Raw genomic sequence first — 26,681 nt, forward strand, 5'->3', positions numbered from 1 at the left:
GTCGGTCTTCGGGCGCAAAAGTCGGTTCAGAGTGCTGATTCCAGAGCGGTTTGGCAATGGCTGGCGCGGCCCCGCATCAGGCAGTGTAGGAGCTGACGCGGGGAGTGCGCGGGTGCTTCGTCAGAAGGTGATGTCGGCGCCGGTGGTCACAGGATCAGGTCACGTACTGGGCGATGCCGTTGCCGAACGACCAGTTCTCTTTTTTCACCTCCACCAGATTGATGAACACATCCTCCTGACGCACGGCCAGTTGCTGGTTCAGGTTGCGCGCGATGGTCTGGAACAGCCGTTGTTTCATTTCCACGGTGCGGCCTTCGCTGATGGTCAGCTGGATGAACACGATGCCGTCGCTGCGCTTGATCCCCAGGTATTGCGGGTCATAGACGAAGTGCTGGTCGTCGTGCTCGGCCAGCACCTGGAAATTGTCGTGTTCCGGCACATTGATCTCGCTGCGCAGGGCGGCGTAGATCACTTCGCCAATGCGTTTGGCGAACGTCGGGTCCGGGTTTTTCTTGATGTCGACGCGGACGAGAGGCATGGGATGGCTCCACAGGCGAGGGGGCTGGACGGGTATGTCGGTCAATTCGCCATTGGGTATAGCCGAAAAATGCCAGTCGGTGAGGTTGTTTAAAAACGTTAGGAAATGGACGCACCGTCCTGCGGGATTTACGGATGTTGCCTACGAGTGCTGCCGGACTCATCCGCTATACGGCAGGGTGAGAAGCGCGGAATTATAGAGAGCAGGGCGGGATGCGTTCTTCATGACGAAGCAGTAATCCGGACGGAAATAGCCATCAGCCAGGGAAGGCCAATGCTTCAGAACAACCGCGAAAACCTGGAACTCGACAGGCTGCATAACGAAACGCGAAAACTGATAGCTGAGCGGCAGAAGCTTCTGGCGGAACTTGGGAGACGTATTTTTATCCAGTCGCGGTGGTGGCCGGCGTGTTGACGGCAAGCGCGGCATTGGCAGGCGTCTTTTTCAAGTTTTGAGCGTTCGTTTTCGCAATCTTCAGACACATGACCCAAAAGGAAATCCATATGAGCACCTATGACGCCAAAGCCAGAATGGAACAACTGGAACGCGAACACGATGAGTGGGCCGAAAAAATACGCATCAAAAACAGGAAAGAAATGCGCCCGATCTGGGGGTTGATGGGTCTGGGCATCTTTTGCATGTTCCTCGGCTTCATATTGGCCCGATCGATCTGATCGGGCTTTCCCATGGCTCATTCGGCGCCGGTGCATGTCATAAAACGACATGTCGCGTATCTGGCGCCGACAGGATTTTTCCTGAAAACGACAAGCCTCCGATCTGATCCGTACAACCATTCCTCAGCTAAGTCTTTGCTTCTGCTCATTTATCGCGGAGAATCGCGCCCCTGTTTCGGCCGGAGCATGTCTGTCGGTTTTTTCCGACGCGTCCTGACCGAGTGGCAAGTGACCGGAATGCGGAGATCCGACCGGATGAATGATCAGGCCAATAGCGTCGAACAACGCTTTGAGGCGGCAGCACCAGCCGAACTGTCGAGCTGGAATCGCCATGACACTACCTGGATGTTGGGACTGTTTGGGACGGCCATCGGCGCCGGTACCCTGTTTTTGCCGATCAACGCAGGTCTGGGTGGCTTCTGGCCGCTGGTGATCCTCGCGCTGCTGGCCTTCCCGATGACGTTTTACGCACACCGCGGCCTGACCCGCTTCGTGCTTTCCGGTCGCGAAGGCGCCGACATCACAGACGTGGTGGAACAGCATTTCGGCATCAAGGCCGGCGCGCTGATCACCCTGCTGTACTTCTTCGCTATCTTCCCGATCCTGCTGATCTACAGCGTTGGCCTGACCAACACGGTCGCCAGTTTCCTCGAGCACCAACTGCACATCACGCCGCCACCGCGCGCGCTGCTGTCGTTCGTGCTGATTCTCGGCCTGCTGGCCGTGGTGCGCTGCGGCGAGCAAGTGATCGTCAAGGCCATGAGCCTTATGGTGTATCCGTTCATCGTCGCGCTGCTGTTCCTGGCGGTGTATCTGATTCCGCACTGGAACGGCGGCATCCTGACCACCGCTTCGCAAGTGCCGGCGCCGTCGGCGCTGCTGCACACGCTGTGGCTGGCGATTCCGGTGATGGTGTTCTCGTTCAACCACTCGCCGATCATCTCGGCGTTTGCGGTGGACCAGAAGCGTCGATACGGCGTCCACGCGGATGAGCGTAGCTCGCAGATACTGTCCCGCGCCCATCTGTTGATGGTGGTGATGGTGCTGTTCTTCGTCTTCAGCTGCGTACTGACCCTGTCGCCGGAGCAACTGGCGCAAGCCAAGGCGCAGAACCTGTCGATCCTGTCGTACCTGGCCAACCACTTCAGCAACCCGACCATCGCGTTCGCGGCGCCGCTGATTGCGTTCGTGGCCATCTCCAAGTCGTTCCTCGGTCACTACATCGGTGCCAGCGAAGGCCTGAAAGGCTTGATCGTCAAAAGCGGCAAGCGTCCGGGCGCCAAGGCGCTGGATCGCATTGTGGCGGCGTTCATGCTGGTAGTGTGCTGGATCGTGGCGACCCTGAACCCGAGCATCCTCGGCATGATCGAAACCATCGGTGGCCCGGTCATCGCGGCGATCCTGTTCCTGATGCCGATGTACGCGATCCGCAAAGTGCCGGCGATGGCCCGTTATCGTGGGCAGATGTCGAACGTGTTTGTCACCGCAGTGGGTCTGGTGGCGATTTCGGCGTTGATCTACTCGCTGACTGCTTGAGGTTCAACACAGGATCCCGTTTGATCTTGTGAAACAGAAAGGCCGCCCGGCCTCGCAGGCCGGCCTTTTTTGTGCCTGTATGGTTTGTGATTGATCGTTCAGCAGGCATAAAAAAACGCCGCTCATCTCGCGATGGGCGGCGTTCTTCATTGCGTTGCAGCGTTAGGCTTGAACGACAGGGATCTTGGCGTTCGCAGCAGCTTCACGGAACTCGGCAATCTGGTCGAAGGACAGGTAGCGGTAAACGTCGGCCGCCATGCTGTCGATCTTGCCAGCGTATTCCATGTACTCCTCGACGGTCGGCAGGCGACCCAGGATCGAAGCAACGGACGCCAGCTCAGCCGAGGCCAGGTAGACGTTCGCGCCGTCGCCCAGACGGTTCGGGAAGTTACGGGTCGAGGTCGACACCACGGTGCTGTTCGGCTCAACGCGTGCCTGGTTACCCATGCACAGCGAGCAGCCTGGCATTTCCATGCGGGCGCCGGCCTTGCCGTAGATGCCGTAGTAGCCTTCTTCGGTCAGTTGGTGAGCGTCCATCTTGGTCGGTGGCGACAGCCACAGACGGGTTGGCAGCTGACCCTTGACCTGATCCAGCAGTTTACCGGCAGCGCGGAAGTGACCGATGTTGGTCATGCACGAACCGATGAACACTTCGTCGATCTTCTCGCCAGCAACGCTGGACAGCAGACGGGCGTCGTCCGGATCGTTCGGCGCGCACAGTACAGGCTCGCTGATGTCGGCCAGATCGATTTCGATGACTTCGGCGTATTCGGCGTCGGCATCGGCTTCCATCAGTTGCGGGTTGGCGATCCAGGCTTCCATCGCTTGAGCACGACGTTCCAGGGTGCGGGCATCGCCGTAGCCTTCGCCGATCATCCAGCGCAGCAGGGTGATGTTGGACTGCAGGTACTCGGTGATCGACTCTTTCGACAGCTTGATGGTGCAACCGGCAGCCGAACGTTCGGCCGAGGCGTCGGACAGTTCGAACGCCTGTTCCAGGGTCAGACCTTCCAGGCCTTCGATTTCCAGGATGCGGCCGGAGAAGGCGTTTTTCTTGCCTTTCTTCTCGACGGTCAGCAGACCGTTCTGGATGGCGAAGTAAGGAATGGCATGAACCAGGTCACGCAGGGTGATGCCAGGTTTCATTTTGCCTTTGAAGCGCACCAGGATCGACTCCGGCATGTCCAGCGGCATGACGCCGGTGGCAGCGGCGAACGCGACCAGACCGGAACCGGCCGGGAACGAGATGCCCATCGGGAAACGGGTGTGCGAGTCACCACCGGTACCGACGGTGTCCGGCAGCAGCATGCGGTTCAGCCACGAGTGGATGATGCCGTCGCCCGGACGCAGGGAAACACCGCCGCGGGTCATGATGAAGTCAGGCAGGGTGTGGTGGGTGGTCACGTCGATCGGCTTTGGATAAGCCGCGGTGTGGCAGAAGGACTGCATCACCAGATCAGCGGAGAAGCCCAGGCACGCCAGGTCTTTCAGTTCGTCACGGGTCATTGGACCGGTGGTGTCCTGAGAGCCTACGGTGGTCATCTTCGGTTCGCAGTAGGTGCCAGGACGAACGCCTTTGCCTTCTGCCAGACCGCAAGCCTTGCCGACCATTTTCTGCGCCAGGGTGAAGCCCTTGGTGCTTTCAGCCGGTGCTTCCGGCTTCTTGAACAGGTCGAACGCTGGCAGACCCAGTTCGGCGCGAGCCTTCTCGGTCAGGCCACGGCCGATGATCAGCGGGATACGGCCGCCGGCGCGGACTTCGTCCAGCAGGACCGGGGTCTTCATTTCGAAGGTGGTGATGACTTCGTCGGTACCGTGCTTGCAGACTTTGCCAGCGTGCGGGTACAGGTCGATCACGTCGCCCATGTTCATGTTCGATACGTCGAACTCGATTGGCAGTGCGCCGGCATCTTCCATGGTGTTGTAGAAGATCGGAGCGATTTTGCTGCCGAAGCAGAAACCGCCAGCGCGCTTGTTCGGCACGTAAGGGATGTCGTCGCCGAAGAACCACAGCACCGAGTTGGTCGCCGATTTACGCGAGGAACCGGTACCGACCACGTCACCGACGTAAGCGATAGGGAAGCCCTGGCCGCGCATTTCTTCGATCTGCTTCATCGGGCCGGTCTTGCCTTGCTCGTCCGGAACGATGCCGTCACGGGCCATTTTCAGCATGGCCAGGGCGTGCAGCGGGATGTCTGGACGCGACCAGGCGTCCGGGGCAGGGGACAGGTCGTCGGTGTTGGTTTCGCCAGTCACCTTGAAGACGCGCAGGCTGATCTTGTCGGCCAGTACAGGGCGCTTCTTGAACCACTCGCCGTCAGCCCAGGATTGCAGCACGGCCTTGGCGTGAACGTTGCCGTTCTTGGCTTTTTCAGCCACGTCGTGGAAGGCATCGAACATCAGCAGGGTGTGCTTGAGTTCTTCGGCGGCCACTGGCGCCAGCTCGGCGTCGTCCAGCAGTTCAACCAGGGTCACGATGTTGTAGCCGCCCTGCATGGTGCCGAGCAGTTCTACAGCGCGCTTCTTGTCCAGCAGAGGGGAGGAGACTTCGCCCTTGGCCAGTGCGGAGAGGAAACCGGCCTTGACGTAGGCGGCTTCGTCCACTCCTGGTGGTACGCGATTGGTGATCAGGTCAACGAGGAAAGCTTCTTCGCCAGCCGGAGGATTCTTCAGCAGCTCGACCAGGCCTGCAGTTTGTTCGGCGTTAAGCGGCTGGGGAACGATACCCAGGGCTGCACGCTCTTCGATATGTTTGCGGTAGGCTTCAAGCACAGTTATTACCCTCATCAGTGGTCCCAAATGGGTGTCCGGGACGCTCATCCCGAAATGCTCGTACTCATGCGCTGCGTGGCGTTGTGGGCCGCTTAGCCAGAATTACCGGGCATTCCTTACAGAAGCTGCTTTCAAAGTTTTACGCCTGCAGAACGGGGAGCTGATGAGGGTTGGCGTTGGGCTTTTCCCCGCTGGAAAAACCCTACGCCAACACCGCTCTGAAGGAACGACTGTGCTCGTGACGCTTTGAAAACAGCTTCTAACGGACATTGGCGCCTAAAAAGGCTGGCTGATTCTACGGCAAAAAAAATTTAAAGGTAAGTCGCGCTCTATTGGACTTTGGTTGCGTTGTGCGCGGCTCGGGCAAACCTTGATCCAGCGCTTGCCCCTGACGTTTGAGGGGTGATGAATGGCGGACAAAGGGCTAACATGCCGACCTGTTCCGCGTTTCAAGTGTTCTGCCCATTTATGCCCAATCAGACCATCAAGACCCCCTGCGTCGGCCTCTGCTCCACCGTTTACGGTGATCTGGTGTGCCGTGGCTGCAAGCGTTTCCACCACGAAGTGATCCATTGGAACGGTTACAACGAGGAAGAAAAGCGTGCGGTGTGGCTGCGTCTTGAGCAATTGCTGTCACAAGTGATGGCGAGCAAGGTCGAGGTCTTCGATCCGGCGCGCCTGCGTCTGCAACTGGAGCAGCGCAAGATCCGCTTCGTGCCGCATCAGTCGGAATATTGCTGGGCGTATCAGCTGATCGCCCGGGGCGCGCGGGTGATCATTAATCTGGAAGCCTACGGAATGGTATTGCTGCCGGAATTTCGCGACTGGAACCTGCCGGAACTGCGCGATGCCATTGATCGGGAATTTTTCCTGCTGTCGGAAGCGCACTATCAGCGCTACATCGCACCCGGATTTCTGAAGGATGCGCTGGGCGACTGAGCATTACCTGTGGCGAACGTGCTCGCCACAGGATGACAACAATGCTTAATGCTTCACCGCCAACTCCACCAAATGGTCTTCAACCTCCTGGGGTTTGAGCACCAGCACATCACTCTCCAGCTGATCCAGCACCTGTTCGGCCGTGTTGCCGATCAAGGCACCGGATACGCCACTGCGCGCCACGGTGCCAATCACCGTCACAGCCGCCTGCAGCTTGTGCGCCATGAACGGAATCAACACGTCCGCCGGACCTTCCTCGACATGCAAATGCTCGTCATCGATGTCGAACTCAGCCTGAAACGCCCGGCATTGCTCGCGATAACGCGCCTCGATGGTTTCCTTGAGCTGGAACGTCGGGTCGGCGGCCGACAGCATCGGTGACGGATGGGCGGTAATCACGTGCAAATGCCCCTTGGCCAGGCTGGCGATGTCGAAGCCGTGGTCGATGATCGTGGTGTGCAGATGACGATGTTCGCCATCGGCATTGCCCACGTCGACGGCCGCCAGAATCACCTTGTCCTTCCACGAACCGGCGGTCTTCACCAGCAGCACCGGAGTAGGGCAGTGGCGCAGCAGTTTCCAGTCCGCCGGGGTCAGCAGGGCCTTTTTCAACGGGCTGTCGGGGAAGTGCTGCTTGATCACCAGCCCGCAGCCTTCAGCCTGCTGCACATCGATGATGGTTTCGTGCAGGCTCTCGTTCCACGCCTGTTCGGTGGTGACGCTGTAGCCGTCCGCCAAAAGCGCGGCCTTGAGCACGCTGAGCATGCCGGCGTGATCGTGCTTTTTGTCGCAGACCAGCAGGTGCAGATGGGCCTGGGTCACCCCGGCGATCAGTTTGGCGCGCTTGAGCGCCAGGCTTTCCGCGTGTTCGGGTTCGATGACCACCAGAATGCTGCGAATGGCTTGCATGAGTGAGTCTCCAGCAATGAAAAGGCACGGCGTTGCACAACTATAGTTGCTGCGCATCCGTCTGCGACTTGATGCATATCAACGCGCGCGGCTGGTGGTCTGCGGGCAGGCCGGTATAATCGGCGCCCTTCGCTCGAACACCTTTTGACCGTGAGCCCCATGATCCTTCCCGAAATCCACGAATTCCTTGGTTGCCGCACGCCTGACGCCTGGGTCCAGGCCGCGCTGGCCGATCAGGAAACCCTGCTGATCGACCACAAGAACTGCGAGTTCAAGGCCGCCAGCACCGCGTTGAGCCTGATCGCCAAGTACCATTCCCACGTCGATCTGATCAACATGATGTCGCGTCTGGCCCGGGAAGAACTGGTGCACCACGAGCAGGTGATGCGCATAATGAAGCGGCGCAAGATCGAACTGCGCCAGCTCCACGCCGGCCGTTATGCCTCGAGCCTGCGCAAAGTGGTGCGCAGCCATGAACCGGTGAAACTGGTCGACACCCTGGTGGTCGGCGCCTTTATCGAAGCGCGCAGTTGCGAGCGGTTCGAAGCGCTGGTGCCGCATCTGGACGAAGAACTCGGCAAGTTCTACTTCGGCCTGCTGAAAAGCGAGGCCCGGCATTTCCAGGGTTACCTGAAACTGGCCTACCAGTACGGTGACGCCAAGGACATCGCCCAGGTGATCGAGAGAGTCCGCGCCGCCGAGCAGGACCTGATCGAGTCGCCGGACGAGGAATTCCGTTTCCACAGTGGTGTACCCGTCGCGGCATGAATTGTTAAAAACTCTTAAGAGTATGAAACATCAACGAAAACCGGCCCCGGAGGCCGGTTTTTGCTGCCTGCGATAAACGCCTCGCCAGTGAATGCCCGCATAATGTCGCCCACTTCACAAAGCGGTCGGCGGCGGTTGTTATGGATAACCTGGGTTTTGGCAGAGTCCTGCTGGTGGAAGACGATGAGCGGCTGGCCGCACTGATCGCCCACTTTCTCGAACAACACGGCTACGAGGTACGCACGGTGCATCGCGGTGACCTGGCCGTGGCCGCGTTTCTCGAATTCAAGCCCAAAGTGGTGGTGCTCGACCTGATGCTGCCAGGGCAGAGCGGCCTGCACGTGTGCCGGGAAATCCGCAGCGTGTCGGACACGCCGATTGTCATCCTGACGGCCAAGGAAGATGACCTCGACCATATTCTGGGCCTTGAGTCCGGGGCCGACGACTACGTGATCAAACCGATCAAGCCGCCAGTTCTGCTCGCACGCCTGCGCGCGCTGCAACGCCGGCAGGTGCCGGACAGCGGTGTGGTCAGCTCGCTGGAATTCGGCAATCTGATCATCGACCGCAGTTGCCGCGAAGTGCGTCTGGCGGGCGAGGTGATCGAACTGACCACCATGGAGTTCGAACTGCTGTGGCTGCTGGCCAGCGCCGCCGGCAAGATCCTGTCGCGCGATGACATTCTCAACCGCATGCGCGGCATCGCGTTCGATGGCCTCAACCGCAGCGTCGACGTGTACATCAGTAAATTGCGCAACAAACTCAAGGACAACCCCCGCGAACCGGTGTGCATCAAGACCGTGTGGGGCAAGGGTTACCTGTTCAATCCGTTTGCGTGGGAGTTGTAGATGCTGCGGTTATTTCTCGGGCTGTTTCTGGTGATGACCGTCGGGCTGGTGGCGGCGCTGCAAACCGTCGAACACACCTTCAACGCGTTGCTCGACAACCAGATGCAGGCCTACAACCGCGAGGCGGTGCGCGGTCAGGCCTGGTCGCTGATCGAACACATGCGCGACCAGCAGGGCGCGGCGCGCGAGGCACAACTGGAGGCGTTGCGACCGCACTACGGGCTGACCCTGAGCCTGATCGAGGCTGACCAGCTAAAGCTCAACGATCAGGAAAAAGCCGAACTGGCTCAGGATCTGCTGGTGATCCGCGACGACTACACCCAGTTCATCAGCAACATCGACGGGGGTTCGCAGTTGCTCAGCATCAAGCTGCCGCCCGAGCCGAGCCTGATGCCGTTCTACATTGCCGGGGCCTACCTGATGCTGGCGGTGCTGCTCGGCATCGTCCTGTACTTCTGGGTTCGCCCGCACTGGCGCGATCTGGAAAAACTGCGGCTGGCCGCCGAGCGTTTCGGCGACAACGACCTCTCGGTACGGATCCAGCTGTCCAAGCGCTCGAACATCCGCGACCTGGCCGGCCACTTCAACCTGATGGCGGCGCGCATCGAAGGCCTGATCGCCAATCAGCGCGAACTGACCAACGCGGTCTCCCACGAACTGCGCACGCCGATTGCCCGGTTGTCGTTCGAGCTCGATCAGCTCAAGCAGCAACCGGACGCCAGCCAGAACCGCGAACTGATCGCCGACATGTACGCCGACCTCGGCGAGCTGGAAGAAATGGTCTCCGAACTGCTGACCTACGCCAGCCTCGAGCGCGGCGCGACGGTGATCACCCGCGAAAACATTCAGGCTGCCAACTGGCTCGACAGCGTGGTCGGCAGCGTGGCGCTGGAAGCCGAGGCGGCCGGGGTGCAGCTGTTGATCGTAGATTGCCGGGTCGACGAAGTGCGGATCGAACCGCGTTTCATGGCGCGTGCGGTGATCAATCTGCTGCGCAATGCCATCCGGTATGCCGAGCAGCGGGTCGAGGTGTCGCTGGTGCGCGTTGGCGATCAATACGAAGTGCAGGTCAACGACGACGGGCCGGGTGTGCCGCTGGCAGGGCGGGAGAAAATCTTCGAACCGTTCTCGCGTCTGGACGCCAGCCGTGACCGCCGCACGGGCGGCTTCGGCCTCGGCCTGGCGCTGGTGCGGCGGGTGTCGCAATCCCATGGCGGGCAGGTCGAGGTCGGCGACTCGCCGTGGGGCGGCGCTTCGTTCCGCATGACCTGGGCGCATCTGGATTGATGAGTCTCCCTCCCCGGAAGGGAAGGCAGTCGATTAACTGAGGACGTAGTCCACCGGTTTCAGCGCTGGCGGCAACGGTTCAGTCCCCAGCTCCGAGAGAATATCCCGCTCGATACCCCGCACCAGCGCATCGGTCGGCAAATCGTTTTCATCCCGGCCGAACGGGTCTTCCAGTTCATCGGCAATCGCATCCAGGCCGAAGAAGGTGTAGCTGACAATCGCCGTGAACAGCGGCGTCAGCCACCCCAGCGGTTCGGCCATGGCGAACGGCAGCAGGATGCAGAACAGGTAAATCGTGCGATGCAGCAGCAAGGTATAGGGGAAGGGCAGCGGCGTGTTCTTGATCCGCTCGCACACCGCCTGCGCCTGGGTCAGGCTGGTCAGGTGATTGGCCAGCAGCATGTAGCGCCATTCACTGAGATCGCCCGCCTCATGCAGATCGGAGCATTGCTGACCCACCGTCTGCAGGATTCGCCCGCTGTAATCCGGCACCTGCGCATCGTGTTGCGGGGTGATCCATTGAGCGCTGGCGGCGGCTTCGTCTTCCCGGCGCAGTCGCGCATTCAGCGCGTGGGCGAAACCACAAAGGTTAAGCAGCAATAACCGACGCTGGGCCGATTCGCGGATCACATGGGTCTCGCGAATCACCGAGCGCACATGCACGATCACATCGCCCCAAGCCTTGCGCGCTTCGTACCAGCGGTCGTAGCAGGCGTTGTTGCGAAAATTCATGAAGATCGACAGCGACAGGCCGAGCAGCGTGAACGGCGTGGCGTTGACCTTGGTGAAGTTGCTCGGGTGGAGCATTTCCACCAGCACGATGGCCGACGCCAGCAGTGTGACCATCAGGGTGCGCAGGGCGATGCGCTTGGCAATCGAGCCCTTGAGGGTGAAGAGAATGGCGAATTGATTGACCTTGGGTCGGATGATCATGCGGCTCTCTGCCTTGCAAACGTGGCGGATCAGCCGCCGGTCATGTTCATGAAACGCACCACTTGCACGTCGTCGTTCACTTCAAAGTTGTGCCGGTAAGGCTTGAGTTTCATCGCTTCGATGATGGCTTTCTCAAGCCGCTCCGGTTGACCCGGGTGGGCCCGCAGCACCGCTTTCAGATCCACCGAATGCTCGTTCCCCAGACACAGTAGCAAACGCCCCTCGACGGTCAGCCGCACCCGGTTGCAGGTGCCGCAGAAGTTGTGGCTGTGGGGCGAGATGAATCCCAGCCGAATGTGCGGCGCTTCGGCGAGCCGCCAGTAGCGCGACGGGCCATGGGTCGACTCGGCGGAGTCGATCAGGGTGTAGCGCTCGGCGATCCGTTCGCGCACTTGGGTACTGGAGAAGAACGACTCGGCGCGGCTGTGTTCGCTGATGATCCCCAGCGGCATTTCCTCGATGAAGGAAATGTCCAGATCCCGTTCGATGGCGAACTGCACCAGATCGTTGATCTCGTGATCGTTGCGGCCCTGCATCACCACGCAGTTGAGTTTAGTGCGGGTAAATCCGGCGGCGCGCGCGGCGTCGATGCCATCGATCACCTGGGCCAGATCACCGGTGCGGGTCATCTGCTTGAAACGCTCGGCATCAAGACTGTCGAGGCTGACGTTGAGGCGTTTGACCCCGGCGTCGAACAGCGGGCTGGCCAGTTTGCCGAGCTGCGAGCCGTTGGTGGTCAGGCACAGTTCGCGCAGGCCGGGCAGGGCGGCGATCTGCTTGCACAAGCCGACGACGCCGGGACGAATCAGCGGCTCGCCGCCGGTCAGGCGAATCTTGCGGGTGCCGAGCGCAACGAAGCTCTGCGCCAGTTGATAGATTTCCTCCAGCGTCAGCACCCGTTGGCGCGGCAGAAACTGCATGTCTTCGGCCATGCAATACACGCAGCGAAAGTCGCAGCGGTCGGTGACCGACATGCGCAGGTAGTCGACGCGGCGGTTGTAACCATCGATCAAGACGCGCTCTGACATGACAGCCTCGCTTGGGTGAAATCCGCTATTGAAGGGATTGGGTCGGCGCAGGTTATGAGCAACTTGAGACAGAGTCCAATCACTCTTAATGACCGGCCGATTGATGCTGTCGATGATGAAATAATTATTTGCTGTTTTTCCCTTCTTAGTTTTGCAAGTGCCCGTATTTAAAGGGTTTAAGTCCGTGATAGATGCTTTCGATAACGCAGTCATTAATAGCGATTAGACAAGTTTTTGCAGCGGTTCCTATCCTTGGCCCCGTCAAACGAAACGACCGCTTTTTTAACTTGAAAGTCAGTCGTCGCTGTTTAAACCCGATCAGGTTTTTGCCTGTGTGCATCGTCATGGAGAAGTCCCATGTCACAAGTCGACCGTTACAAACCCTACAAGGGCGCCGCTGCGGGTTGGGGCGCTGTCATCAGCCTCACCAAGAACTGGCTGGGCAGTGAAAACGCCCTGAAAAACATCCGCGCCATGCTCAAGACCAACCAGAACGGCGGCTTTGACTGCCCAGGTTGTGCCTGGGGTGAAGCGCCCGGTGCGAGCATGCTGAAGTTCTGCGAGAACGGCGCCAAAGCGGTGAACTGGGAAGCCACCGGCCGCCTGGTCGATCCGGCGTTCTTCAACAAGTACACAGTCTCGACCCTGGCCGAGCAAAGCGATTACTGGCTCGAATACCAAGGCCGGATCACACATCCGATGCGCTACGACGCGCGGGTCGACCGCTATGTCGAAACCACCTGGGACGACGCCTTCGCGCTGATCGCCAAGCACCTCAAAGGCTTGAAATCGCCCCACGAGGCCGAGTTCTACACCTCGGGTCGCGCCAGCAACGAAGCGGCGTTTCTCTACCAGTTGTTCGTTCGCGCCTACGGCACCAACAACTTCCCGGACTGCTCGAACATGTGCCACGAAGCCAGTGCGGTGAGCATGGGCGAGAGCCTCGGCGTCGGCAAAGGCACGGTGGTCTATGAAGACCTGCACCACGCCGATGCGATTTTCGTCATCGGCCAGAACCCCGGCACCAACCACCCGCGCATGCTCGAACCGCTGCGAGAAGCGGTGAAGCGCGGCGCGCAAGTGGTGTGCATCAACCCGCTCAAAGAGCGTGGACTGGAGCGTTTCCAGAACCCGCAAAACCCGATCGAGATGCTCAGCAACGGCTGGGAAGCGACCAACACCGCGTACTTCCGTCCTGCCTTGGGCGGTGACATGGCGATGATTCGCGGCATGGCCAAGTTCCTGCTGGAGTGGGAGCGCGAAGCCCAGGCCACCGGCGGCGAACCGGTGTTCGATCACGCCTTCATTGCCGAGCACACCTCGGGTCTCGACAGCTATCTGGCCGAAGTCGATGCCACGAGCTGGGAGCACATCGTCGAGCAGTCCGGCGTGCCGCTGCATGACATCGAACTGGCAGCGCGCATGTACGCCCGGGCCAAGAGCGTGATCATGTGCTGGGCCATGGGCCTGACCCAGCACGTGCACTCGGTGCCGACCCTGCAGGAGGTCATCAACCTGCAACTGCTGCGCGGCAACGTCGGCCGTCCGGGCGCCGGGCTGTCGCCGGTGCGCGGCCACAGTAACGTGCAGGGCGACCGCACCATGGGCATCAACGAACTGGCCCCGACCGAGCTGATGGACGCCCTGGAAAAACGCTTCAACTTCAAAGTGCCGCGGATGCACGGCCACAACACGGTCATGGCGATTGGTGCCATGGAACGTGGCGAAGCCAAGGTGTTTATCGGGCTCGGCGGCAACTTCGCCCAAGCCACGCCGGACACCCCGCGCACCCACGCCGCGATGCGCAAACTCGACCTGAGCGTGCACATCTCGACCAAACTCAACCGCAGCCATCTGGTGACCGGGCGTGATGCGCTGATCCTGCCGTGCCTGGGCCGTACCGACATCGACGTACAGGCCGAAGGTCCGCAAGGCGTGACCGTGGAAGACACCTTCAGCATGGTGCACTTGTCGTTCGGCCAACTGAAACCGAAGTCGGCGCATCTGAAATCCGAGCCGGCGATTATTGCCGGGATTGCCGCCGCCACGTTGGGCAAACACCCGATCGACTGGGAATGGGCGGTGGGCGACTACGGGCGTATCCGCAACCTGATCGCCGACGTGATTCCGGGCTTCGAGAATTTCAACGAGAAGCTGCTGACCCCCGGTGGTTTCCACCTCGGCAACAACGCTTCCGACCGGGTCTGGAAAACCGAATCCGGCAAGGCCCAGTTCACCCCGTGTGTGCTGCCGGAACATCTGATCAGCGAAGGCGTGCGCAACCTGCCGGTCAAACCGCATCTGATCCTGCAAACCATGCGTTCCCACGATCAGTACAACACCACGCTGTACGGCCTCGACGACCGTTATCGCGGGGTCTACGGCATGCGCGACGTGGTGTTCGCCAACGAACAGGACATCCGCCGGCTCGGTTTCGAACCGGGGCAAAAGGTCGATCTTGTGGCGCTGTGGGGCGACGAGCGCGAACGTCGGGTCAGCGGTTTCACCCTGATCGCCTACGACATTCCGGCCGGGCAGGCTGCCGCGTATTACCCGGAAACCAATCCACTGGTGCCGCTGGAAAGTTACGGTGACCGCACCTACACGCCGACCTCGAAATTCGTGGCGATCCGCCTCGAAGCGGCCCAGACGAGCAACCTGATCCCGTCGTCGGTGGCCTGACCGACCCACGCGATCCAACCCTTCTGCAATTTGACTGGCTGCAGGCGTTCGCGCCTGGCGGTGGCCCGGCCGTGTGCTGCCGCTTTTCAGCCTTGATGAGGACATCATCATGTTCAACCTGGAGGCACTGGACCTGGCGCGAATTCAATTCGCGTTCACGGTTTCGTTCCACATCATTTTCCCGGCGATCACCATTGGTCTCGCGAGTTTCCTGGCGGTGCTTGAAGGCCTGTGGCTGAAAACCCGTAACGACACTTACCGCGATCTCTACCACTTCTGGTCGAAGATCTTCGCCGTCAACTTCGGCATGGGCGTGGTCTCCGGTCTGGTCATGGCGTACCAGTTCGGCACCAACTGGAGCGGGTTCTCTGATTTTTCCGGCAGCGTCACCGGGCCGTTGCTGACCTATGAAGTGCTGACCGCGTTCTTCCTCGAGGCCGGGTTTCTCGGGGTGATGCTGTTCGGCTGGAACCGCGTCGGCCGTGGCTTGCACTTCTTCGCCACGGTGATGGTCGCCATCGGCACGCTGATCTCGACTTTCTGGATTCTTGCCTCCAACAGCTGGATGCAGACCCCGCAGGGTTTCGAAATCGTCGACGGTCGGGTAATGCCGGTCGACTGGCTGGCGATCGTGTTCAACCCGTCGTTCCCGTTCCGGCTGGCGCACATGGCGATTGCCGCGTTCGTTGCCACAGCGTTCTTTGTCGGCGCTTCGGCGGCCTGGCATTTGCTACGTGGCAACGACAGCAAACCGGTGCGCAAGATGTTTTCCATGGCGCTGTGGATGGCGCTTATCGTCGCGCCGATTCAAGCGGTGGTGGGTGACGCCCATGGCTTGAACACCGTGGAACATCAACCGGCGAAAATCGCCGCCATCGAGGGCCACTGGGAAAACGCCGACAACGGGCCGACCCCGCTGGTGCTGTTCGGCATCCCGGACATGCAGGCGGAGAAGACCAAATACGCGATCGAGATTCCCTACCTCGGCAGCCTGATCCTCACCCACAGCCTCGACAAGCAGATCCCGGCGCTCAAGAGCTTCCCGAAAGAAGACCGGCCGAATTCGACCGTGATTTTCTGGAGCTTCCGCGTGATGGCCGGGCTGGGCATGTTGATGATCCTCGTCGGTGTGGTGGGGCTGGCGCTGCGGCGCAACGGCAAGGTCTACCGGCATCGCGGCTTCCAGCGGCTGGTGTTGCTGATGGGGCCGAGCGGACTGATTGCGCTGCTGGCCGGTTGGATCACCACTGAAGTCGGGCGCCAGCCGTGGGTGGTGTACGGCCTGATGCGCACTCATGACGCGGCGTCCCATCACTCGGTGGCGCAGATGAGCACGTCGCTGGCGCTGTTCGTCGTCATCTACTGCTCGGTGTTCACCGTGGGCATCGGCTACATGATGAAACTGGTGAGCAAGGGCCCGCAGCCGCACCACGAACATCCGCCCGAAGGCACTCAGGTGCAGACCCCGCGCCGGCCACTTTCGGCGGTTACCGACAACCTCGAATCCGCGACCCGGATCCACTGAAAAAGGAGCGTTGAGTCATGGGTATTCAAGGTATCGATCTCTCGTTGATCTGGGGCGTGATCATTGCCTTCGGGGTGATGATGTACGTGATCATGGACGGCTTCGATCTGGGCCTCGGGATCCTGTTCCCGATGATCAGCGACGAGCAGGAACGCGACGTGATGATGAACACCGTCGCACCCGTCTGGGACGGCAACGAAACCTGGCTGGTGCTCGGCGGCGCGGCGTTGTACGGCGCGTTTCCGCTGGCTTACGGGGTGATTCTCGAGGCGCTGTATCTGCCGTTGATCTTCATGCTGGCGGGTCTGATTTTCCGTGGGGTGGCGTTCGAGTTTCGCTTCAAGGCGCCGGCTGAAAAACGTCATCTGTGGGACTGGGCGTTCATTGGCGGTTCGCTGCTGGCGACGTTCTCCCAGGGCGTGGTGATCGGCGCGTATGTGGCGGGGATTCCGGTGGTGGATCGGCAGTTTGCCGGTGGCGGTCTCGACTGGCTGGCGCCGTTCCCGCTGGTTTGCGGCGTCGGTCTGGTGATTGCTTACGCCTTGCTCGGCAGTACCTGGCTGCTGGTCAAGACCGAAGGAATGCTCGAATCGCGGATGCGTCACTACAGCCGTCCACTGGCGTGGCTGTTGTTGGCGATGGTGGTGGTGATCGGCGCGTGGACGTTGCAACTGCACCCGGAACTGGCCAGTCGTTGGTTCAACCATGCGCATCTGATCGTGTTCGCCGGGCTGGTGGTGTTGGCGGTGCTGGCGCTGTTCGGGCTGTTGCGTTCGTTGCGTCAGCGGCACACCCACTGGCCGTTCGTGTTCACGCTGGTGCTGATGTTCCTCGGCTACATCGGGCTGGCGCTGAGCATCTGGCCGAACATCATCCCGCCATCGGTCAGCCTGTGGGCGGCAGCTTCACCGGCCACCAGCCAGCTGTTCGCCTTGATCGGTGCGCTGTTCATCCTGCCGGTGATCCTGATGTACACCTTCTGGAGCTACTACGTGTTCCGCGGCAAAGTGAGGATCGGCGATGGCTACCATTGAAATGCGTGAAGTGAAAAGTCGCTGGTACAAGCGCCTGGGCTGGCTGTTGCTGATCTGGTCCGGCAGCGTGGTGTCGTTGGCGGTGGTGGCGAGCCTGTTGAAACTGGCGATGTATGCGGCGGGGATGAGAACCCACTGACCATAAAAAAACCGGAGCCTGGCTCCGGTTTTTTATTGCCTGCGATGTACTTCCTCCTTTGGGGGGGAGGAACTGCCTTGAGGTCTATTCCCCGCCAAACATCGCCGTCCAGTAAATACCGGCACTGCTCTTCGGATCGACTGCGTAAGCAGCGCCGAGCTCGCGGTACTGCGGGTTCATCAGGTTGGCGCAATGGCCGGGGCTGGCGAGCCAGCCGGCAACGACTTTCTGCACCGTGTCCTGCCCGGCGGCGATGTTCTCGCCGACCTGCTGACCGCTGTATCCGGCCAGTTCTGCGCGGTCGCCGGGAGTACCGCCGTTGCGGTCCTTGTGGTCGAAATAATTGTTGTTGGCCATCTCGCGGCTGTGTTCCTGGGCAACGCCGCCGAGCACCGCGTTCCACGCCAGCGGCGCAGTCGCTGCGAATGCCTGACCGCCGCACTGGCGCGGTTGGGCGCGGGCGGCATTGAGTTGTTCGAGGAGTTTCTGGCCTTCCGCCTGACCGTCGCCGAGGCGGGCCGACAGCAGTGGCCGGGCGAGGGTGATGCGCCAGTCACGATCAGCGCGGCTGACGCCGATATCGACGAACTGCGGATCCAGCACCACCTGACAGAAGCTTTCCTGAATCGCCTTCATCGCCGACGCCGCATCCCGTGGCCCGTTCAGGGTGATCGCCTGCACGTTGACCATCGGGTAGCGAGCGCTGGACATCGCCTGCTGCAAATCCACCACGCCGCTGGCCGGCAGAATCAGGCGCGGATCGGCCGACAGCGGCGGCAATTCGCTGGACGCCTGGCTGCCACAACGCTGCGGCTGGCTGCGGTAGCTGTTGATCGATTCGATCAATTGCGACTCATCGGTGGCCATGGCCGAAGTGGCCAGCGCCAGGCCCACGGACAACGCGGCGAGTCGCAGAACGGATGGCATGAAGCGCATGGAAATCTCCCTTGGGCTGAGTGCGCACATCATGCGCGAAAGGGCCCCGGTTCGTGCAATGTCTTTTTCTTCACAACGCGGATTTTTCTGCCGAACGATTCCGTGCAATTTGCCGTCTACACTCTGCGAAGACCCCGGAAACCGGGCGTCTCAACCACGTAACACTTCGCCCGCATCGGGCCCTGCCGGAAGAATGATCATGGGATTGAACGGGTTGCTTTGCTGTCTTGCGTTGACCCTGCTGAGCGGTGCTGCGCTGGCCACCGATCAGGCGCCGATCAAGGAAAAGGCCGAGGCGAAAGCCGAGGTTCTGGAAGAGAAGGCCGCCGACAAACCCGACGCACCTCCGGCACCCAAATCCGAAGCCATCACCCCGACCGAAGCACAGGCGGTCGACCCCGCAGGCGCCGCACCGCTGGACGATCCGATTACCTGCCTGGCGCGCAGTATCTATTGGGAAGCCAAGGGCAAGGACAATGCCGACATGGAAGGCGTGGCCAGTGTAGTGATGAATCGCCTCGGGCATGACGGCTTTCCAGGCACGGTGTGCGAGGTGGTCAAGCAGGGCTCGGAAAGCAAGAGTTGCCAGTTTTCCTGGTGGTGCGACGGGCGTCCGGATCAGGTCAAGGAAGATGCCGAATACGCGCTGGCCAAGGAAATCGCCGGCAAGGCGCTGAACCGTCAGCTCACCGATCGCACTCACGGCGCGCTGTACTTCCACGACCGCAACGTACATCCGAGCTGGGCCAAGGAATACAGAAAAACCGCCGAGACCAGGAAATTCCTGTTCTACAAACCCGCGGGCGGGGATGCGCGTTAGGCGCAGACTTCGCGCACGCAATTGCGCAACCAGCGATGCGCCGGGTCGGCGTCCATGCGCGGGTGCCAAAGCATCGACACGCTGATATCCGGCATACGCAAGGGCAGGGCGAAGCTGTGCAGGCCCGTGCGCAGTTTGCTGGTGTGACGTTCCGGAACGGTGGCGATCAGGTCCGATTCACGGACCAGCGTCAGCGCCGCCGAAAATCCGCCGAACGAGGTGACGATATCCCGCGTCAGCCCGAAGGCGAGCAATGCCTCGTCCACCGGTCCGCTGCTGCGCCCGCGCCGTGACACCAGAATGTGCTGGCCTGCAGCAAAGCGTTTGGCGCTGACCTTGCCGCTGCTCAGCGGATGTCCTTCACGCACCACTCCGATCCACTGATCGCGGAACAGGATGCGACTGTGCAGCGTCGGGTCGGTGCTGTCGTCGACCACGCCGGTTTCCAGATCCACCCGGCCTACGCGCAGCAGTGTGCTGTCCTTGTCAGCCTTTTGCACAAAGCGCAGGCGCACGCCCGGGGCCTCTTCGGCGATGCGGGCGAGCAGGGCGGCGGCGAAGGTTTCGACGAACCCGTCGGTGTTGCGCAGGGTGAAGGTGCGCCGCAACTGGCCGGGATCGAGCACTTCTGCCGGGCGCAAAACCGCTTCGGCTTCCTGCACCAGATAACTGACCCGGTCGCGCAGCTCCAGCGCACGCGGGGTCGGCACCAGCCCACGACCGGCACGCACCAGCAGCGGATCGCCGGTGGTTTCCCGCAGCCGGGCCAATGCGCGGCTCATGGCGGAAGGGCTCAGACGCAGGCGTTCGGCGGCGCGGGCGACGCTGCCTTCGCTCAGGAGCACGTCGAGGGTGATCAACAGGTTCAGATCCGGTGCATTCATGACATGGCGTTCCATGCAGGTATCAAGTGCAAAGCATGCGTCTTGCGCCTTGTATTGTCGAGGCTCAGGCTATGTCGCATGACCTTTGCCCTGTGAGCCCCCCATGCACCGAGAACCCCTGAGCCCTTCAGCCCGCTGGGCGCTGATCAGTCTGGCGCTGTCGATGCTCATGCCATCGCTCGATACCAGCATCGCCAACGCCGGATTGCCCACGCTGGCGGCGGCGTTCGATGCGACGTTTCAACAGGTGCAATGGATCGTGCTGGCCTACCTGCTGGCGGTCACTACCTTGATTGTCAGCGTCGGGCGGTTGGGTGACGGCTTCGGTCGGCGGCGCTTGTTGTTGATCGGCATCGGCATTTTTACCGCCGCTTCGCTGGTCTGCGCACTGGCGCCGAGCCTCGCCTGGCTGATCGGTGCGCGGGCGGTGCAAGGGCTTGGCGCGGCAATCATGTTTGCGCTGACGGTGGCGCTGGTGGCCGATGCGGTGCCCAAATCCCGGGCCGGCAGTGCGATGGGGTTGCTGGCCACGATGTCGGCCACCGGCACCACCCTCGGGCCGTCGCTCGGTGGGCTGTTGATGGCGCATGTCGGCTGGCAGTCGGTTTTTGTGATCAACGTGCCGTTGGGATTGCTCAATGCGTGGCTGGTGTATCGCTATCTGCCGAAGGATCGTAGCGTGCGCTCGGGTGTTGCATTTGATTATCCCGGCACCGCCGTATTGATGCTGACGCTGGCGGCCTATGCACTGGCGATGACGGTTGATGGATTCACCCCGACGTTGCTGTTGCTCAGCCTGTTGGGCGTGGGGTTGTTCATCCTGGTCGAGAAACGGAGCAAGGCGCCGCTGATTCACCTCTCTTTGTTCACCGACACGCGAATCAGCAGCAGTCTGGCGCTGACCTTGCTGGTCACGACGGTGATGATGACCACGCTGGTGGTCGGGCCGTTTTACCTGAGTCGAGGTTTGGGTCTTTCCAGCACTCAGGTCGGTCTGGCGTTGTCGATCGGGCCGTTGCTGGCGGCATTCAGCGGCGTGCCGGCCGGGCGGCTGGTGGATCGTTTCGGCGCGCGGCGGATGGTGCCGGGTGCGTTGTTCGGCCTGGCTTGCGGGTGTGGTCTCTTGGCGCTGTTTCCGGTGAGTTTCGGAGTGCTTGCATACGTGCTGCCGATCACGGTGGTGGCCTTGAGTTACGCGCTGTTCCAGGCCGCCAACAACAGCGGGTTGATGTCCGGCGTTGCTCAGGATCAGCGCGGTGTGGTCTCGGCCATGCTCGGGCTGTCGCGCAATCTGGGCTTGATCACCGGGGCGGCGGCGATGGGCGCGGTGTTTGCACTGGCGACGGACGATCCGACTGAGGCGCCGGCCGCGGTCATCGCAGGCGGCTTGCACATGACCTTCGGTGTGGCTACGGCGTTGATGTTCGCGGCGTCTGCGCTCGGCGCCTTCACGCACCTGCGTCTCGCGTCTCCCGTGCCGGAAAGAACAGTTCAAAGCAGGTGATGCCATCAGCGCTGCTGACGCTGTAACGGCCCTGATGCAACTGCATGATGGTCGCGACAATCGACAGGCCCAAGCCGTTGGACTGGGCCGAGCGCTCGCGTGACGGATCGACGCGGTAGAAGCGTTCGAACAGTCGCGACAGGTGTTCGGCAGGAATGGTCGTGCCCTGGTTGCGCACCCGCAGATAGCTGCCGTCCGTTTCAGCGATGGCTTCGACCTGCAACGTCGAATCCGCCGCGCCGTACTTGATCGCGTTGGCGCACAGGTTGGCCAGGGCCCGCCGCAGCAGCATCGGCTCGGCCCAGATCACGCCGCTGCCACTGGCCTCGATGGTGACGCCGACATCCGCCGCCAATCCTTCGAAGTAATCGGCAATGCGTTGCATCTCATCGCTGGCGTCCAGCTCCTGCCGCTGGCTCAGCGCGCTGGCCGGGTCGGTGCGGGCGAGAAACAGCATGTTGTCGAGCATCCGCGCCAGCCGTTCGAGTTCTTCCACGTTGGAGGCGAGCAACTGCTGATAGGCGTCGACGCTGCGGTTCTGTTGCAACGCGACCTGTGTTTCCCCGAGCAGGTTGTTGATCGGCGTGCGCAGTTCGTGGGCCATGTCGGTGGAGACCTGGCTCAGTTGCGCAACCCCTCGATCGAGCCGGTCCAGCATCGCGTTGAAGGCTTCGATCATCGGCTGCAATTCACGAGGCGTGCCTTGGCGGTCGAGGCGTTCGCCAAGGTTGGCGATGCCGATCCCGTGGGCATGCCGGGCCATCCGCCGCAACGGCAGCAGGCCGCGATACACCAGCAGACAGCCGACCAGCGCCAGCACAATCGCGGCTAATGACGCGAGGCCGTACACGCTGAGCCGGTAATTGGCGAGCATCGCCGTGCGCTCGGTCATCAGGCGTCCGGTGAGCACCTGCAGGTTGCCCAGATCGCCCGAGTCGATGGTCGCCGCCACCGCCGAAAACGGCACACCGTCGACGCTCGGCAAGTGCTGTACATCGCTCAGGGCCATCGGATGATCGATCGGTACGGCGGGCAAGTTCGGGGTGGCGAGGTTGCCGGGGTTGACCACCAGCAACGGCGGCTGGCCGGGTGCGCCGATGGTCAGCAAGGCTTCGCGGTTGCCGAGCATGTTCTGAAACAGCGCCGGCTTGTTCTTGATCAGTTCCAGGGTGTTGCTGTCGTTGAGGAAGGTGCGCAACTGATCGACGCGACTGACCAACTGGATGTCATCGCGGCGAATCAGAGCTGCTTCCAGTTGGTTGTACAGCGCCGCGCCCAGGCCTCCCAGCGCGGCAAAGGCGAGCACGGCGAAGACCAGCGCCAGACGCAAGGTCAGGGAATACGTGCCGGCGATTTTCATGGTTGGGTATCGAAGCGGTAGCCGATGCCGCGCACGCTGTGGATCAGCTTGAGCGGGAACGGATCGTCGATCTTCGCCCGCAGGCGGCGCACGGCGACATCGACCACATTGGTGTCACTGTCGAAATTCATGTCCCACACCCGCGAGGCGATCAGCGAACGCGACAGCACTTGCCCGGTGTGGGCGGCAAACAGTTGCAGCAGGGCGAATTCCTTGTTGGTCAGGGTGATCCGGTTGCCGGCCCGGGTGACCCGACGCTTGAGCACATCGATCTGCAGATCGGCCACCTGCAATTGCTCTTCTTCATGGATCGGCCCGCGCCGGGTCAGGGTGCGCAGGCGCGCCACCAGTTCGGCGAAGGAAAACGGCTTGATCAGGTAGTCGTCAGCGCCCAGTTCAAGCCCCTTGACCCGGTCGGCGATGTCATCGCGGGCGGTGAGAAACAGCACCGGGGTGTCGGTTTCCTTACGCAGCCGGCGCAGGACTTCCCAGCCATCCATTTTCGGCATCATCACGTCCAGCACGATCACGTCGAAGTCGAACTCCAGCGCCAGGTGCAGACCGTCGGCGCCGTCCCGGGCCAGGCTCACGCTGTAGCCCAGTTCCTGCAAGCCGTTGAGCAAATAATTGCCGGCCTTGGGTTCGTCTTCGACAACAAGGATATTCATGGCTACTGCGCCTCAATGGTCGTTGGTGCAGCCGCTGCCTTGCACTTGGTAGTCCAGCACATGTTCACGGCCCTGGTGGTCGAGGTAGTCGAGCTGCGCGGGGATCACGCCGCAGGCCTGGGAAATATCGGTGCTGGAGAGGACTTTGTCGACATCCAGGTGCACGTAGAAGCCGTTGGTGTCGTGAATGACTGTGTGTTCAGGCATTTCAGCGGCGAACACGGAACCGGTGGCGAGGAGGGCGGTGAAAGCGAGTATCAGGGTTTTCATGATGGGTCACTCGAGTCGTTGAAGTTGATCGGCGTTCTGGCCGGGACAACTTCAAGCTACCGGGCGATCCGCTCGGCAAACCGACAACTCGATGACAAATCTGTAATAAACCGAACCTGTGGGAGCCAGCGCACTCCCACAGAGTATTCAGCTGGCGTGAGTGCTGAGAATGCTCGCGATCTGTTGTGGCTGGCAGTTGAGGTACGGCGAGGATTTCAGCCACTGTTGATCCGGGTACCAGGAGAACATGAATTGGCCATTCTTCAGGCTGTCGATCACCCGTTTGGCAACCTGCGGTCGCACGGCCGGGCAACCCTGGCTGCGGCCCAGACGGCCGGTACGTTTACTCCAGAACGGGTTCACGTAGTCGGCGGCGTGGATCACGATGGCGCGGTCACGGGCCATGTCGTTGATGCCCGGTTCCAGACCGTCCATGCGCAGCGAGTAGCCGTGGGTGCCCTGGTAACTTTCCTGGGTCCGGAACAGGCCGAGGCTGGACTGGAAACTGCCTTCACGGTTGGAGAACCGGGTGGCGAAGTTTTCCCCGGAGTTCGAGCCGTGGGCGACCAGATCGCGCAGCACCAGTTTTTTCCGGGTCAGGTCGAAGATCCACAACCGGCGCTCGGTGGACGGCTGCGAATAGTCGATGATCGCCAGGTGACGGGACTGCTTCGCGCCGTTGTTGATCGCACATTGCATGGCGTTCAAGGCACCTTTCAGCGCCTGGGGATTGAGTTCCGGCGCGGCGTGGGCGAGGCTGGTGTACAGAACCGGCGAAGAGGTACCGGCGGCAAAGGCTGGACTGGTCAGCACGCCAAGGGCGGTGGCAGTCAGCAGAAGTCGGCGCAAAAACGTCAACATTTAACGTGAGTCTCCACTTGCTACTTGTTCGGCACTTAGGCTCCTGACGTCCAGTCGTCCCCGGCAGGCCCGCGAATCGGGCCTGACTGTTCACCGCACCTGAGGTAAGGTTGACCGTCAATCAGGACGGCCATGGATTGGAGTAAAGCAGTTGTTCAAAAAGTACGCATGCTACTTGAGCATTTGTTTGCTCGCTGCGCCGTTTGTCGCTTGCGCCGAAGAGCCGTTGCCGGGACTCCCGACGCTGCCGCCCGTGCCGACGGAAATGCCCATCGAACCGCAGAGCCCGTTGCAGGCTGCGCTGATCAGCCTGCCCCAGGCGTGCCCGACGATCGGCACCAGCCTCAGCGGCCCGGCGCTGGATCAGTTACGCGCGTTCTACCAGCAGCAGGACTGGCTGCCGGTGTGGGCCGATGGCGGGCAATTGCCGGCCTTGCATGCGCAATTGCAGCTGTTGGCCGACGATGGCCTGAACCCGAAACGCTATCCGGTGGCGCTCACCGCCCCGCAGGACGGCGAACTGTGCGCCGATATCGAGATCAGCCGTTACTACCTGCAAGCCCTGCAGGATCTGCATTACGGGCGCCTGCTGCAATCGCACTTCGAACCGCTGTGGCATTCCGACGAAACGCCACGCGACCGGCAGGCCGAATTGCTCGCCATCGCCGTACCCGGCGTGCACAACGTTCCGGCCGCCTTCGATCTGGCCCGCCCGCAGCTGGCGCAATATCAGAATCTGCGTCATCTGTATGCCGCGCAGCGCCTGAAAGCCTTGCCGCAGTGGACGTCGGTGGGCAACGGTCCTTTGCTGCGTCCGGACATGGAAGACAAACGCGTGCCGGAACTGGCCCGCCGGCTGTACAGCGAAGGCTATCTGAACAGCGTGGCCGGCACGCCGGACAACGCTTATCACGGCGTATTGGTGGAGGCGGTGAAGAGCTTTCAGGCCAACCATTCGTTGCAGGCCGACGGGGTGGTGGGGCCGGGGACGATTGCCGAACTCAACATCAGTCCGCTGACTCGCCGCGAACAGTTGCGGGTCAACCTTGAACGTTTCCGCTGGATGGCCCAGGACATGGAGCCGGACGGTCTGCTGGTCAACGTCGCCGCGGCCGAGCTGACGCTTTACCAGGGTGGCCTGCCGGTGTGGCAGACCCGCACCCAGGTCGGGCGCGCTGAACGCCAGACCCCGCTGCTCAAATCCCGGGTCACGCGCCTGACCCTGAACCCGACCTGGACCGTGCCGCCGACCATCTGGAAGGAAGACAAACTGCCGGAAATCCGCAAGGACCAGACGTTCCTCAGCCGCCAGAACCTGCAGGTGCTCGACGCCAACGGCCAGCCGCTGGCCGCCGCCGACATCGACTGGGACAACCCCGGCAACATCCTCCTGCGCCAGGACGCCGGGCCGCGCAACCCGCTGGGGCAAATGGTCATTCGTTTCCCCAACCCGTTCTCGGTGTACCTGCACGACACGCCGAGCAAAGCGCTGTTCGACAAGGGACCACGGGCGTTCAGCTCCGGCTGCGTACGGGTCGAGCATCCGATGAAGCTGCGCGATTTGCTGCTCAGCCCGGCGGAGAAGGCGCGCACCGACACCTTGCTCGCCACCGGCGTCACCCATGAATTCCGCCTGAGCAATCCCGTGCCGATCCTCATGACTTACTGGACGGCCCAGGTTGACGGCCAGGGCCGCGTGCTTTACGCGCCGGACATCTACAGCCGGGACAGTGCGTTGCTGGCGGGGCTGGACCGGGCGCATTGAT

At 61.5% G+C, this 26,681-nt stretch carries 24 protein-coding genes; 13 read left to right on the forward strand and 11 right to left on the reverse strand.

What is annotated here, in order from left to right; genetic code table 11:
• Positions 1 to 154: 154 nt before the first annotated feature.
• Positions 155 to 538 (reverse strand): tautomerase family protein, encoded by a 384-nt coding sequence (locus JKA62_RS19890; RefSeq protein ID WP_011334771.1) that lies wholly within the window; start codon positions 536 to 538, stop codon positions 155 to 157.
• A 503-nt stretch (positions 539 to 1,041) separates the two neighbouring features.
• Between JKA62_RS19890 and JKA62_RS19895 the strand changes: the two genes are divergently transcribed.
• Together JKA62_RS19895 and JKA62_RS19900 are read left to right on the forward strand one after the other, a co-directional pair.
• Positions 1,042 to 1,212 (forward strand): hypothetical protein, encoded by a 171-nt coding sequence (locus tag JKA62_RS19895; protein ID WP_181457877.1) that lies wholly within the window; start codon positions 1,042 to 1,044, stop codon positions 1,210 to 1,212.
• Between the two features lie 255 nt (positions 1,213 to 1,467).
• Complete coding sequence (locus tag JKA62_RS19900) at positions 1,468 to 2,748, forward strand: HAAAP family serine/threonine permease (protein WP_064380500.1); 1,281 nt, start codon at positions 1,468 to 1,470, stop codon at positions 2,746 to 2,748.
• 162 nt (positions 2,749 to 2,910) lie between these two features.
• Here the strand turns inward: JKA62_RS19900 and acnB are convergent, their stop codons facing one another.
• A complete protein-coding gene (gene acnB / locus JKA62_RS19905) occupies positions 2,911 to 5,520 on the reverse strand; it encodes a bifunctional aconitate hydratase 2/2-methylisocitrate dehydratase (RefSeq protein ID WP_041475328.1) in 2,610 nt (869 codons plus the stop codon).
• A 468-nt stretch (positions 5,521 to 5,988) separates the two neighbouring features.
• Between acnB and JKA62_RS19910 the strand changes: the two genes are divergently transcribed.
• Positions 5,989 to 6,459: a DUF1289 domain-containing protein gene (locus JKA62_RS19910; RefSeq protein WP_039767141.1), complete on the forward strand. Its 471-nt coding sequence runs from the start codon at positions 5,989 to 5,991 to the stop codon at positions 6,457 to 6,459.
• A gap of 45 nt (positions 6,460 to 6,504) precedes the next feature.
• Here the strand turns inward: JKA62_RS19910 and JKA62_RS19915 are convergent, their stop codons facing one another.
• Positions 6,505 to 7,368 (reverse strand): universal stress protein, encoded by an 864-nt coding sequence (locus tag JKA62_RS19915; RefSeq protein WP_011334765.1) that lies wholly within the window; start codon positions 7,366 to 7,368, stop codon positions 6,505 to 6,507.
• 159 nt (positions 7,369 to 7,527) lie between these two features.
• On the opposite strand from JKA62_RS19915, the gene JKA62_RS19920 reads away from it, so the two are divergent.
• The 3 genes from JKA62_RS19920 (at position 7,528) to JKA62_RS19930 (ending at position 10,271) form a co-directional block, all read left to right on the forward strand.
• Positions 7,528 to 8,136, forward strand: coding sequence for a tRNA-(ms[2]io[6]A)-hydroxylase (locus tag JKA62_RS19920; RefSeq protein WP_011334764.1), 609 nt, complete (start codon positions 7,528 to 7,530; stop codon positions 8,134 to 8,136).
• Positions 8,137 to 8,276: 140 nt separating this feature from the next.
• Complete coding sequence (locus JKA62_RS19925; RefSeq protein WP_201819130.1) at positions 8,277 to 8,984, forward strand: winged helix-turn-helix domain-containing protein; 708 nt, start codon at positions 8,277 to 8,279, stop codon at positions 8,982 to 8,984.
• Positions 8,985 to 10,271, forward strand: coding sequence for an ATP-binding protein (locus tag JKA62_RS19930; protein ID WP_201819132.1), 1,287 nt, complete (start codon positions 8,985 to 8,987; stop codon positions 10,269 to 10,271).
• Positions 10,272 to 10,304: 33 nt separating this feature from the next.
• On the opposite strand, the gene JKA62_RS19935 is transcribed toward JKA62_RS19930, so the two are convergent.
• Together JKA62_RS19935 and moaA are read right to left on the reverse strand one after the other, a co-directional pair.
• Positions 10,305 to 11,204 (reverse strand): bestrophin family protein, encoded by a 900-nt coding sequence (locus JKA62_RS19935; protein WP_011334761.1) that lies wholly within the window; start codon positions 11,202 to 11,204, stop codon positions 10,305 to 10,307.
• A 29-nt stretch (positions 11,205 to 11,233) separates the two neighbouring features.
• Entirely contained in the window at positions 11,234 to 12,232 is a 999-nt protein-coding gene (moaA, locus tag JKA62_RS19940) for a GTP 3',8-cyclase MoaA (RefSeq protein ID WP_011334760.1), read from the reverse strand.
• Between the two features lie 357 nt (positions 12,233 to 12,589).
• Here moaA and JKA62_RS19945 point away from each other — a divergent pair, with 357 nt between their 5' ends.
• From JKA62_RS19945 to JKA62_RS19960, 4 genes are all read left to right on the forward strand, one after another.
• Positions 12,590 to 14,914, forward strand: coding sequence for an FdhF/YdeP family oxidoreductase (locus JKA62_RS19945; RefSeq protein ID WP_201819134.1), 2,325 nt, complete (start codon positions 12,590 to 12,592; stop codon positions 14,912 to 14,914).
• Positions 14,915 to 15,023: 109 nt separating this feature from the next.
• A complete protein-coding gene (locus JKA62_RS19950) occupies positions 15,024 to 16,439 on the forward strand; it encodes a cytochrome ubiquinol oxidase subunit I (RefSeq protein WP_201819137.1) in 1,416 nt (471 codons plus the stop codon).
• Positions 16,440 to 16,456: 17 nt separating this feature from the next.
• Positions 16,457 to 17,473, forward strand: a complete 1,017-nt coding sequence (gene cydB / locus JKA62_RS19955; protein ID WP_085654252.1) for a cytochrome d ubiquinol oxidase subunit II — start codon at positions 16,457 to 16,459, stop codon at positions 17,471 to 17,473.
• Positions 17,460 to 17,612 (forward strand): DUF2474 domain-containing protein, encoded by a 153-nt coding sequence (locus JKA62_RS19960; RefSeq protein ID WP_074688757.1) that lies wholly within the window; start codon positions 17,460 to 17,462, stop codon positions 17,610 to 17,612. Before cydB ends, JKA62_RS19960 begins: the two co-directional genes overlap by 14 nt.
• An 84-nt stretch (positions 17,613 to 17,696) precedes the next feature.
• Here the strand turns inward: JKA62_RS19960 and JKA62_RS19965 are convergent, their stop codons facing one another.
• Positions 17,697 to 18,548: a CAP domain-containing protein gene (locus tag JKA62_RS19965; RefSeq protein WP_064379534.1), complete on the reverse strand. Its 852-nt coding sequence runs from the start codon at positions 18,546 to 18,548 to the stop codon at positions 17,697 to 17,699.
• A gap of 199 nt (positions 18,549 to 18,747) precedes the next feature.
• On the opposite strand from JKA62_RS19965, the gene JKA62_RS19970 reads away from it, so the two are divergent.
• On the forward strand, positions 18,748 to 19,368 hold the full coding sequence (locus JKA62_RS19970) for a cell wall hydrolase (RefSeq protein WP_041475326.1): 621 nt from the start codon (positions 18,748 to 18,750) through the stop codon (positions 19,366 to 19,368).
• Here JKA62_RS19970 and JKA62_RS19975 read toward each other — a convergent pair.
• Positions 19,365 to 20,252 carry a LysR family transcriptional regulator gene (locus JKA62_RS19975; RefSeq protein ID WP_011334754.1) on the reverse strand — a complete coding sequence of 296 codons (888 nt, stop codon included), beginning with the start codon at positions 20,250 to 20,252 and terminating at the stop codon, positions 19,365 to 19,367. The two genes, JKA62_RS19970 and JKA62_RS19975, sit on opposite strands and share 4 nt — an antisense overlap.
• Before the next feature lie 103 nt (positions 20,253 to 20,355).
• On the opposite strand from JKA62_RS19975, the gene JKA62_RS19980 reads away from it, so the two are divergent.
• Entirely contained in the window at positions 20,356 to 21,756 is a 1,401-nt protein-coding gene (locus JKA62_RS19980; protein ID WP_011334753.1) for an MFS transporter, read from the forward strand.
• On the opposite strand, the gene JKA62_RS19985 is transcribed toward JKA62_RS19980, so the two are convergent.
• The 4 genes from JKA62_RS19985 to JKA62_RS20000 form a co-directional block, all read right to left on the reverse strand.
• Positions 21,701 to 23,116: a heavy metal sensor histidine kinase gene (locus JKA62_RS19985; protein WP_011334752.1), complete on the reverse strand. Its 1,416-nt coding sequence runs from the start codon at positions 23,114 to 23,116 to the stop codon at positions 21,701 to 21,703. The genes JKA62_RS19980 and JKA62_RS19985 overlap by 56 nt on opposite strands.
• A complete protein-coding gene (locus JKA62_RS19990; protein WP_011334751.1) occupies positions 23,113 to 23,784 on the reverse strand; it encodes a heavy metal response regulator transcription factor in 672 nt (223 codons plus the stop codon). The genes JKA62_RS19985 and JKA62_RS19990 overlap by 4 nt, the downstream gene beginning before the upstream one ends.
• A 12-nt stretch (positions 23,785 to 23,796) precedes the next feature.
• Entirely contained in the window at positions 23,797 to 24,054 is a 258-nt protein-coding gene (locus JKA62_RS19995; protein WP_011334750.1) for a DUF2790 domain-containing protein, read from the reverse strand.
• 147 nt (positions 24,055 to 24,201) lie between these two features.
• Entirely contained in the window at positions 24,202 to 24,915 is a 714-nt protein-coding gene (locus JKA62_RS20000; protein WP_011334749.1) for a murein L,D-transpeptidase catalytic domain family protein, read from the reverse strand.
• 151 nt (positions 24,916 to 25,066) lie between these two features.
• On the opposite strand from JKA62_RS20000, the gene JKA62_RS20005 reads away from it, so the two are divergent.
• Entirely contained in the window at positions 25,067 to 26,680 is a 1,614-nt protein-coding gene (locus JKA62_RS20005) for a L,D-transpeptidase family protein (protein WP_011334748.1), read from the forward strand.
• Position 26,681 lies beyond the last annotated feature (1 nt).

This window comes from Pseudomonas sp. B7 (genome assembly GCF_016735645.1).
GTDB classification, from domain to species: Bacteria; Pseudomonadota; Gammaproteobacteria; order Pseudomonadales; family Pseudomonadaceae; genus Aquipseudomonas; species Aquipseudomonas glycinae.

Bases quoted from the DNA above. Each gene is read 5' to 3' on its own strand.
- JKA62_RS19970 (WP_041475326.1), top strand. From the start codon at position 18,748: ATGGGATTGAACGGGTTGCTTTGCTGTCTTGCGTTGACCCTGCTGAGC.
- moaA (WP_011334760.1), bottom strand. From the start codon at position 12,232: ATGTCAGAGCGCGTCTTGATCGATGGTTACAACCGCCGCGTCGACTAC.
- JKA62_RS19910 (WP_039767141.1), top strand. From the start codon at position 5,989: ATGCCCAATCAGACCATCAAGACCCCCTGCGTCGGCCTCTGCTCCACC.
- JKA62_RS19930 (WP_201819132.1), top strand. From the start codon at position 8,985: ATGCTGCGGTTATTTCTCGGGCTGTTTCTGGTGATGACCGTCGGGCTG.
- JKA62_RS19985 (WP_011334752.1), bottom strand. From the start codon at position 23,116: ATGAAAATCGCCGGCACGTATTCCCTGACCTTGCGTCTGGCGCTGGTC.
- JKA62_RS19980 (WP_011334753.1), top strand. From the start codon at position 20,356: ATGCACCGAGAACCCCTGAGCCCTTCAGCCCGCTGGGCGCTGATCAGT.
- JKA62_RS19935 (WP_011334761.1), bottom strand. From the start codon at position 11,204: ATGATCATCCGACCCAAGGTCAATCAATTCGCCATTCTCTTCACCCTC.
- JKA62_RS19925 (WP_201819130.1), top strand. From the start codon at position 8,277: ATGGATAACCTGGGTTTTGGCAGAGTCCTGCTGGTGGAAGACGATGAG.
- cydB (WP_085654252.1), top strand. From the start codon at position 16,457: ATGGGTATTCAAGGTATCGATCTCTCGTTGATCTGGGGCGTGATCATT.
- JKA62_RS19895 (WP_181457877.1), top strand. From the start codon at position 1,042: ATGAGCACCTATGACGCCAAAGCCAGAATGGAACAACTGGAACGCGAA.
- JKA62_RS19990 (WP_011334751.1), bottom strand. From the start codon at position 23,784: ATGAATATCCTTGTTGTCGAAGACGAACCCAAGGCCGGCAATTATTTG.
- JKA62_RS19945 (WP_201819134.1), top strand. From the start codon at position 12,590: ATGTCACAAGTCGACCGTTACAAACCCTACAAGGGCGCCGCTGCGGGT.
- JKA62_RS19950 (WP_201819137.1), top strand. From the start codon at position 15,024: ATGTTCAACCTGGAGGCACTGGACCTGGCGCGAATTCAATTCGCGTTC.
- JKA62_RS19890 (WP_011334771.1), bottom strand. From the start codon at position 538: ATGCCTCTCGTCCGCGTCGACATCAAGAAAAACCCGGACCCGACGTTC.
- JKA62_RS19995 (WP_011334750.1), bottom strand. From the start codon at position 24,054: ATGAAAACCCTGATACTCGCTTTCACCGCCCTCCTCGCCACCGGTTCC.
- JKA62_RS19900 (WP_064380500.1), top strand. From the start codon at position 1,468: ATGAATGATCAGGCCAATAGCGTCGAACAACGCTTTGAGGCGGCAGCA.
- JKA62_RS20000 (WP_011334749.1), bottom strand. From the start codon at position 24,915: ATGTTGACGTTTTTGCGCCGACTTCTGCTGACTGCCACCGCCCTTGGC.
- JKA62_RS19975 (WP_011334754.1), bottom strand. From the start codon at position 20,252: ATGAATGCACCGGATCTGAACCTGTTGATCACCCTCGACGTGCTCCTG.
- JKA62_RS19965 (WP_064379534.1), bottom strand. From the start codon at position 18,548: ATGCGCTTCATGCCATCCGTTCTGCGACTCGCCGCGTTGTCCGTGGGC.
- JKA62_RS19960 (WP_074688757.1), top strand. From the start codon at position 17,460: ATGGCTACCATTGAAATGCGTGAAGTGAAAAGTCGCTGGTACAAGCGC.
- JKA62_RS19920 (WP_011334764.1), top strand. From the start codon at position 7,528: ATGATCCTTCCCGAAATCCACGAATTCCTTGGTTGCCGCACGCCTGAC.
- JKA62_RS19915 (WP_011334765.1), bottom strand. From the start codon at position 7,368: ATGCAAGCCATTCGCAGCATTCTGGTGGTCATCGAACCCGAACACGCG.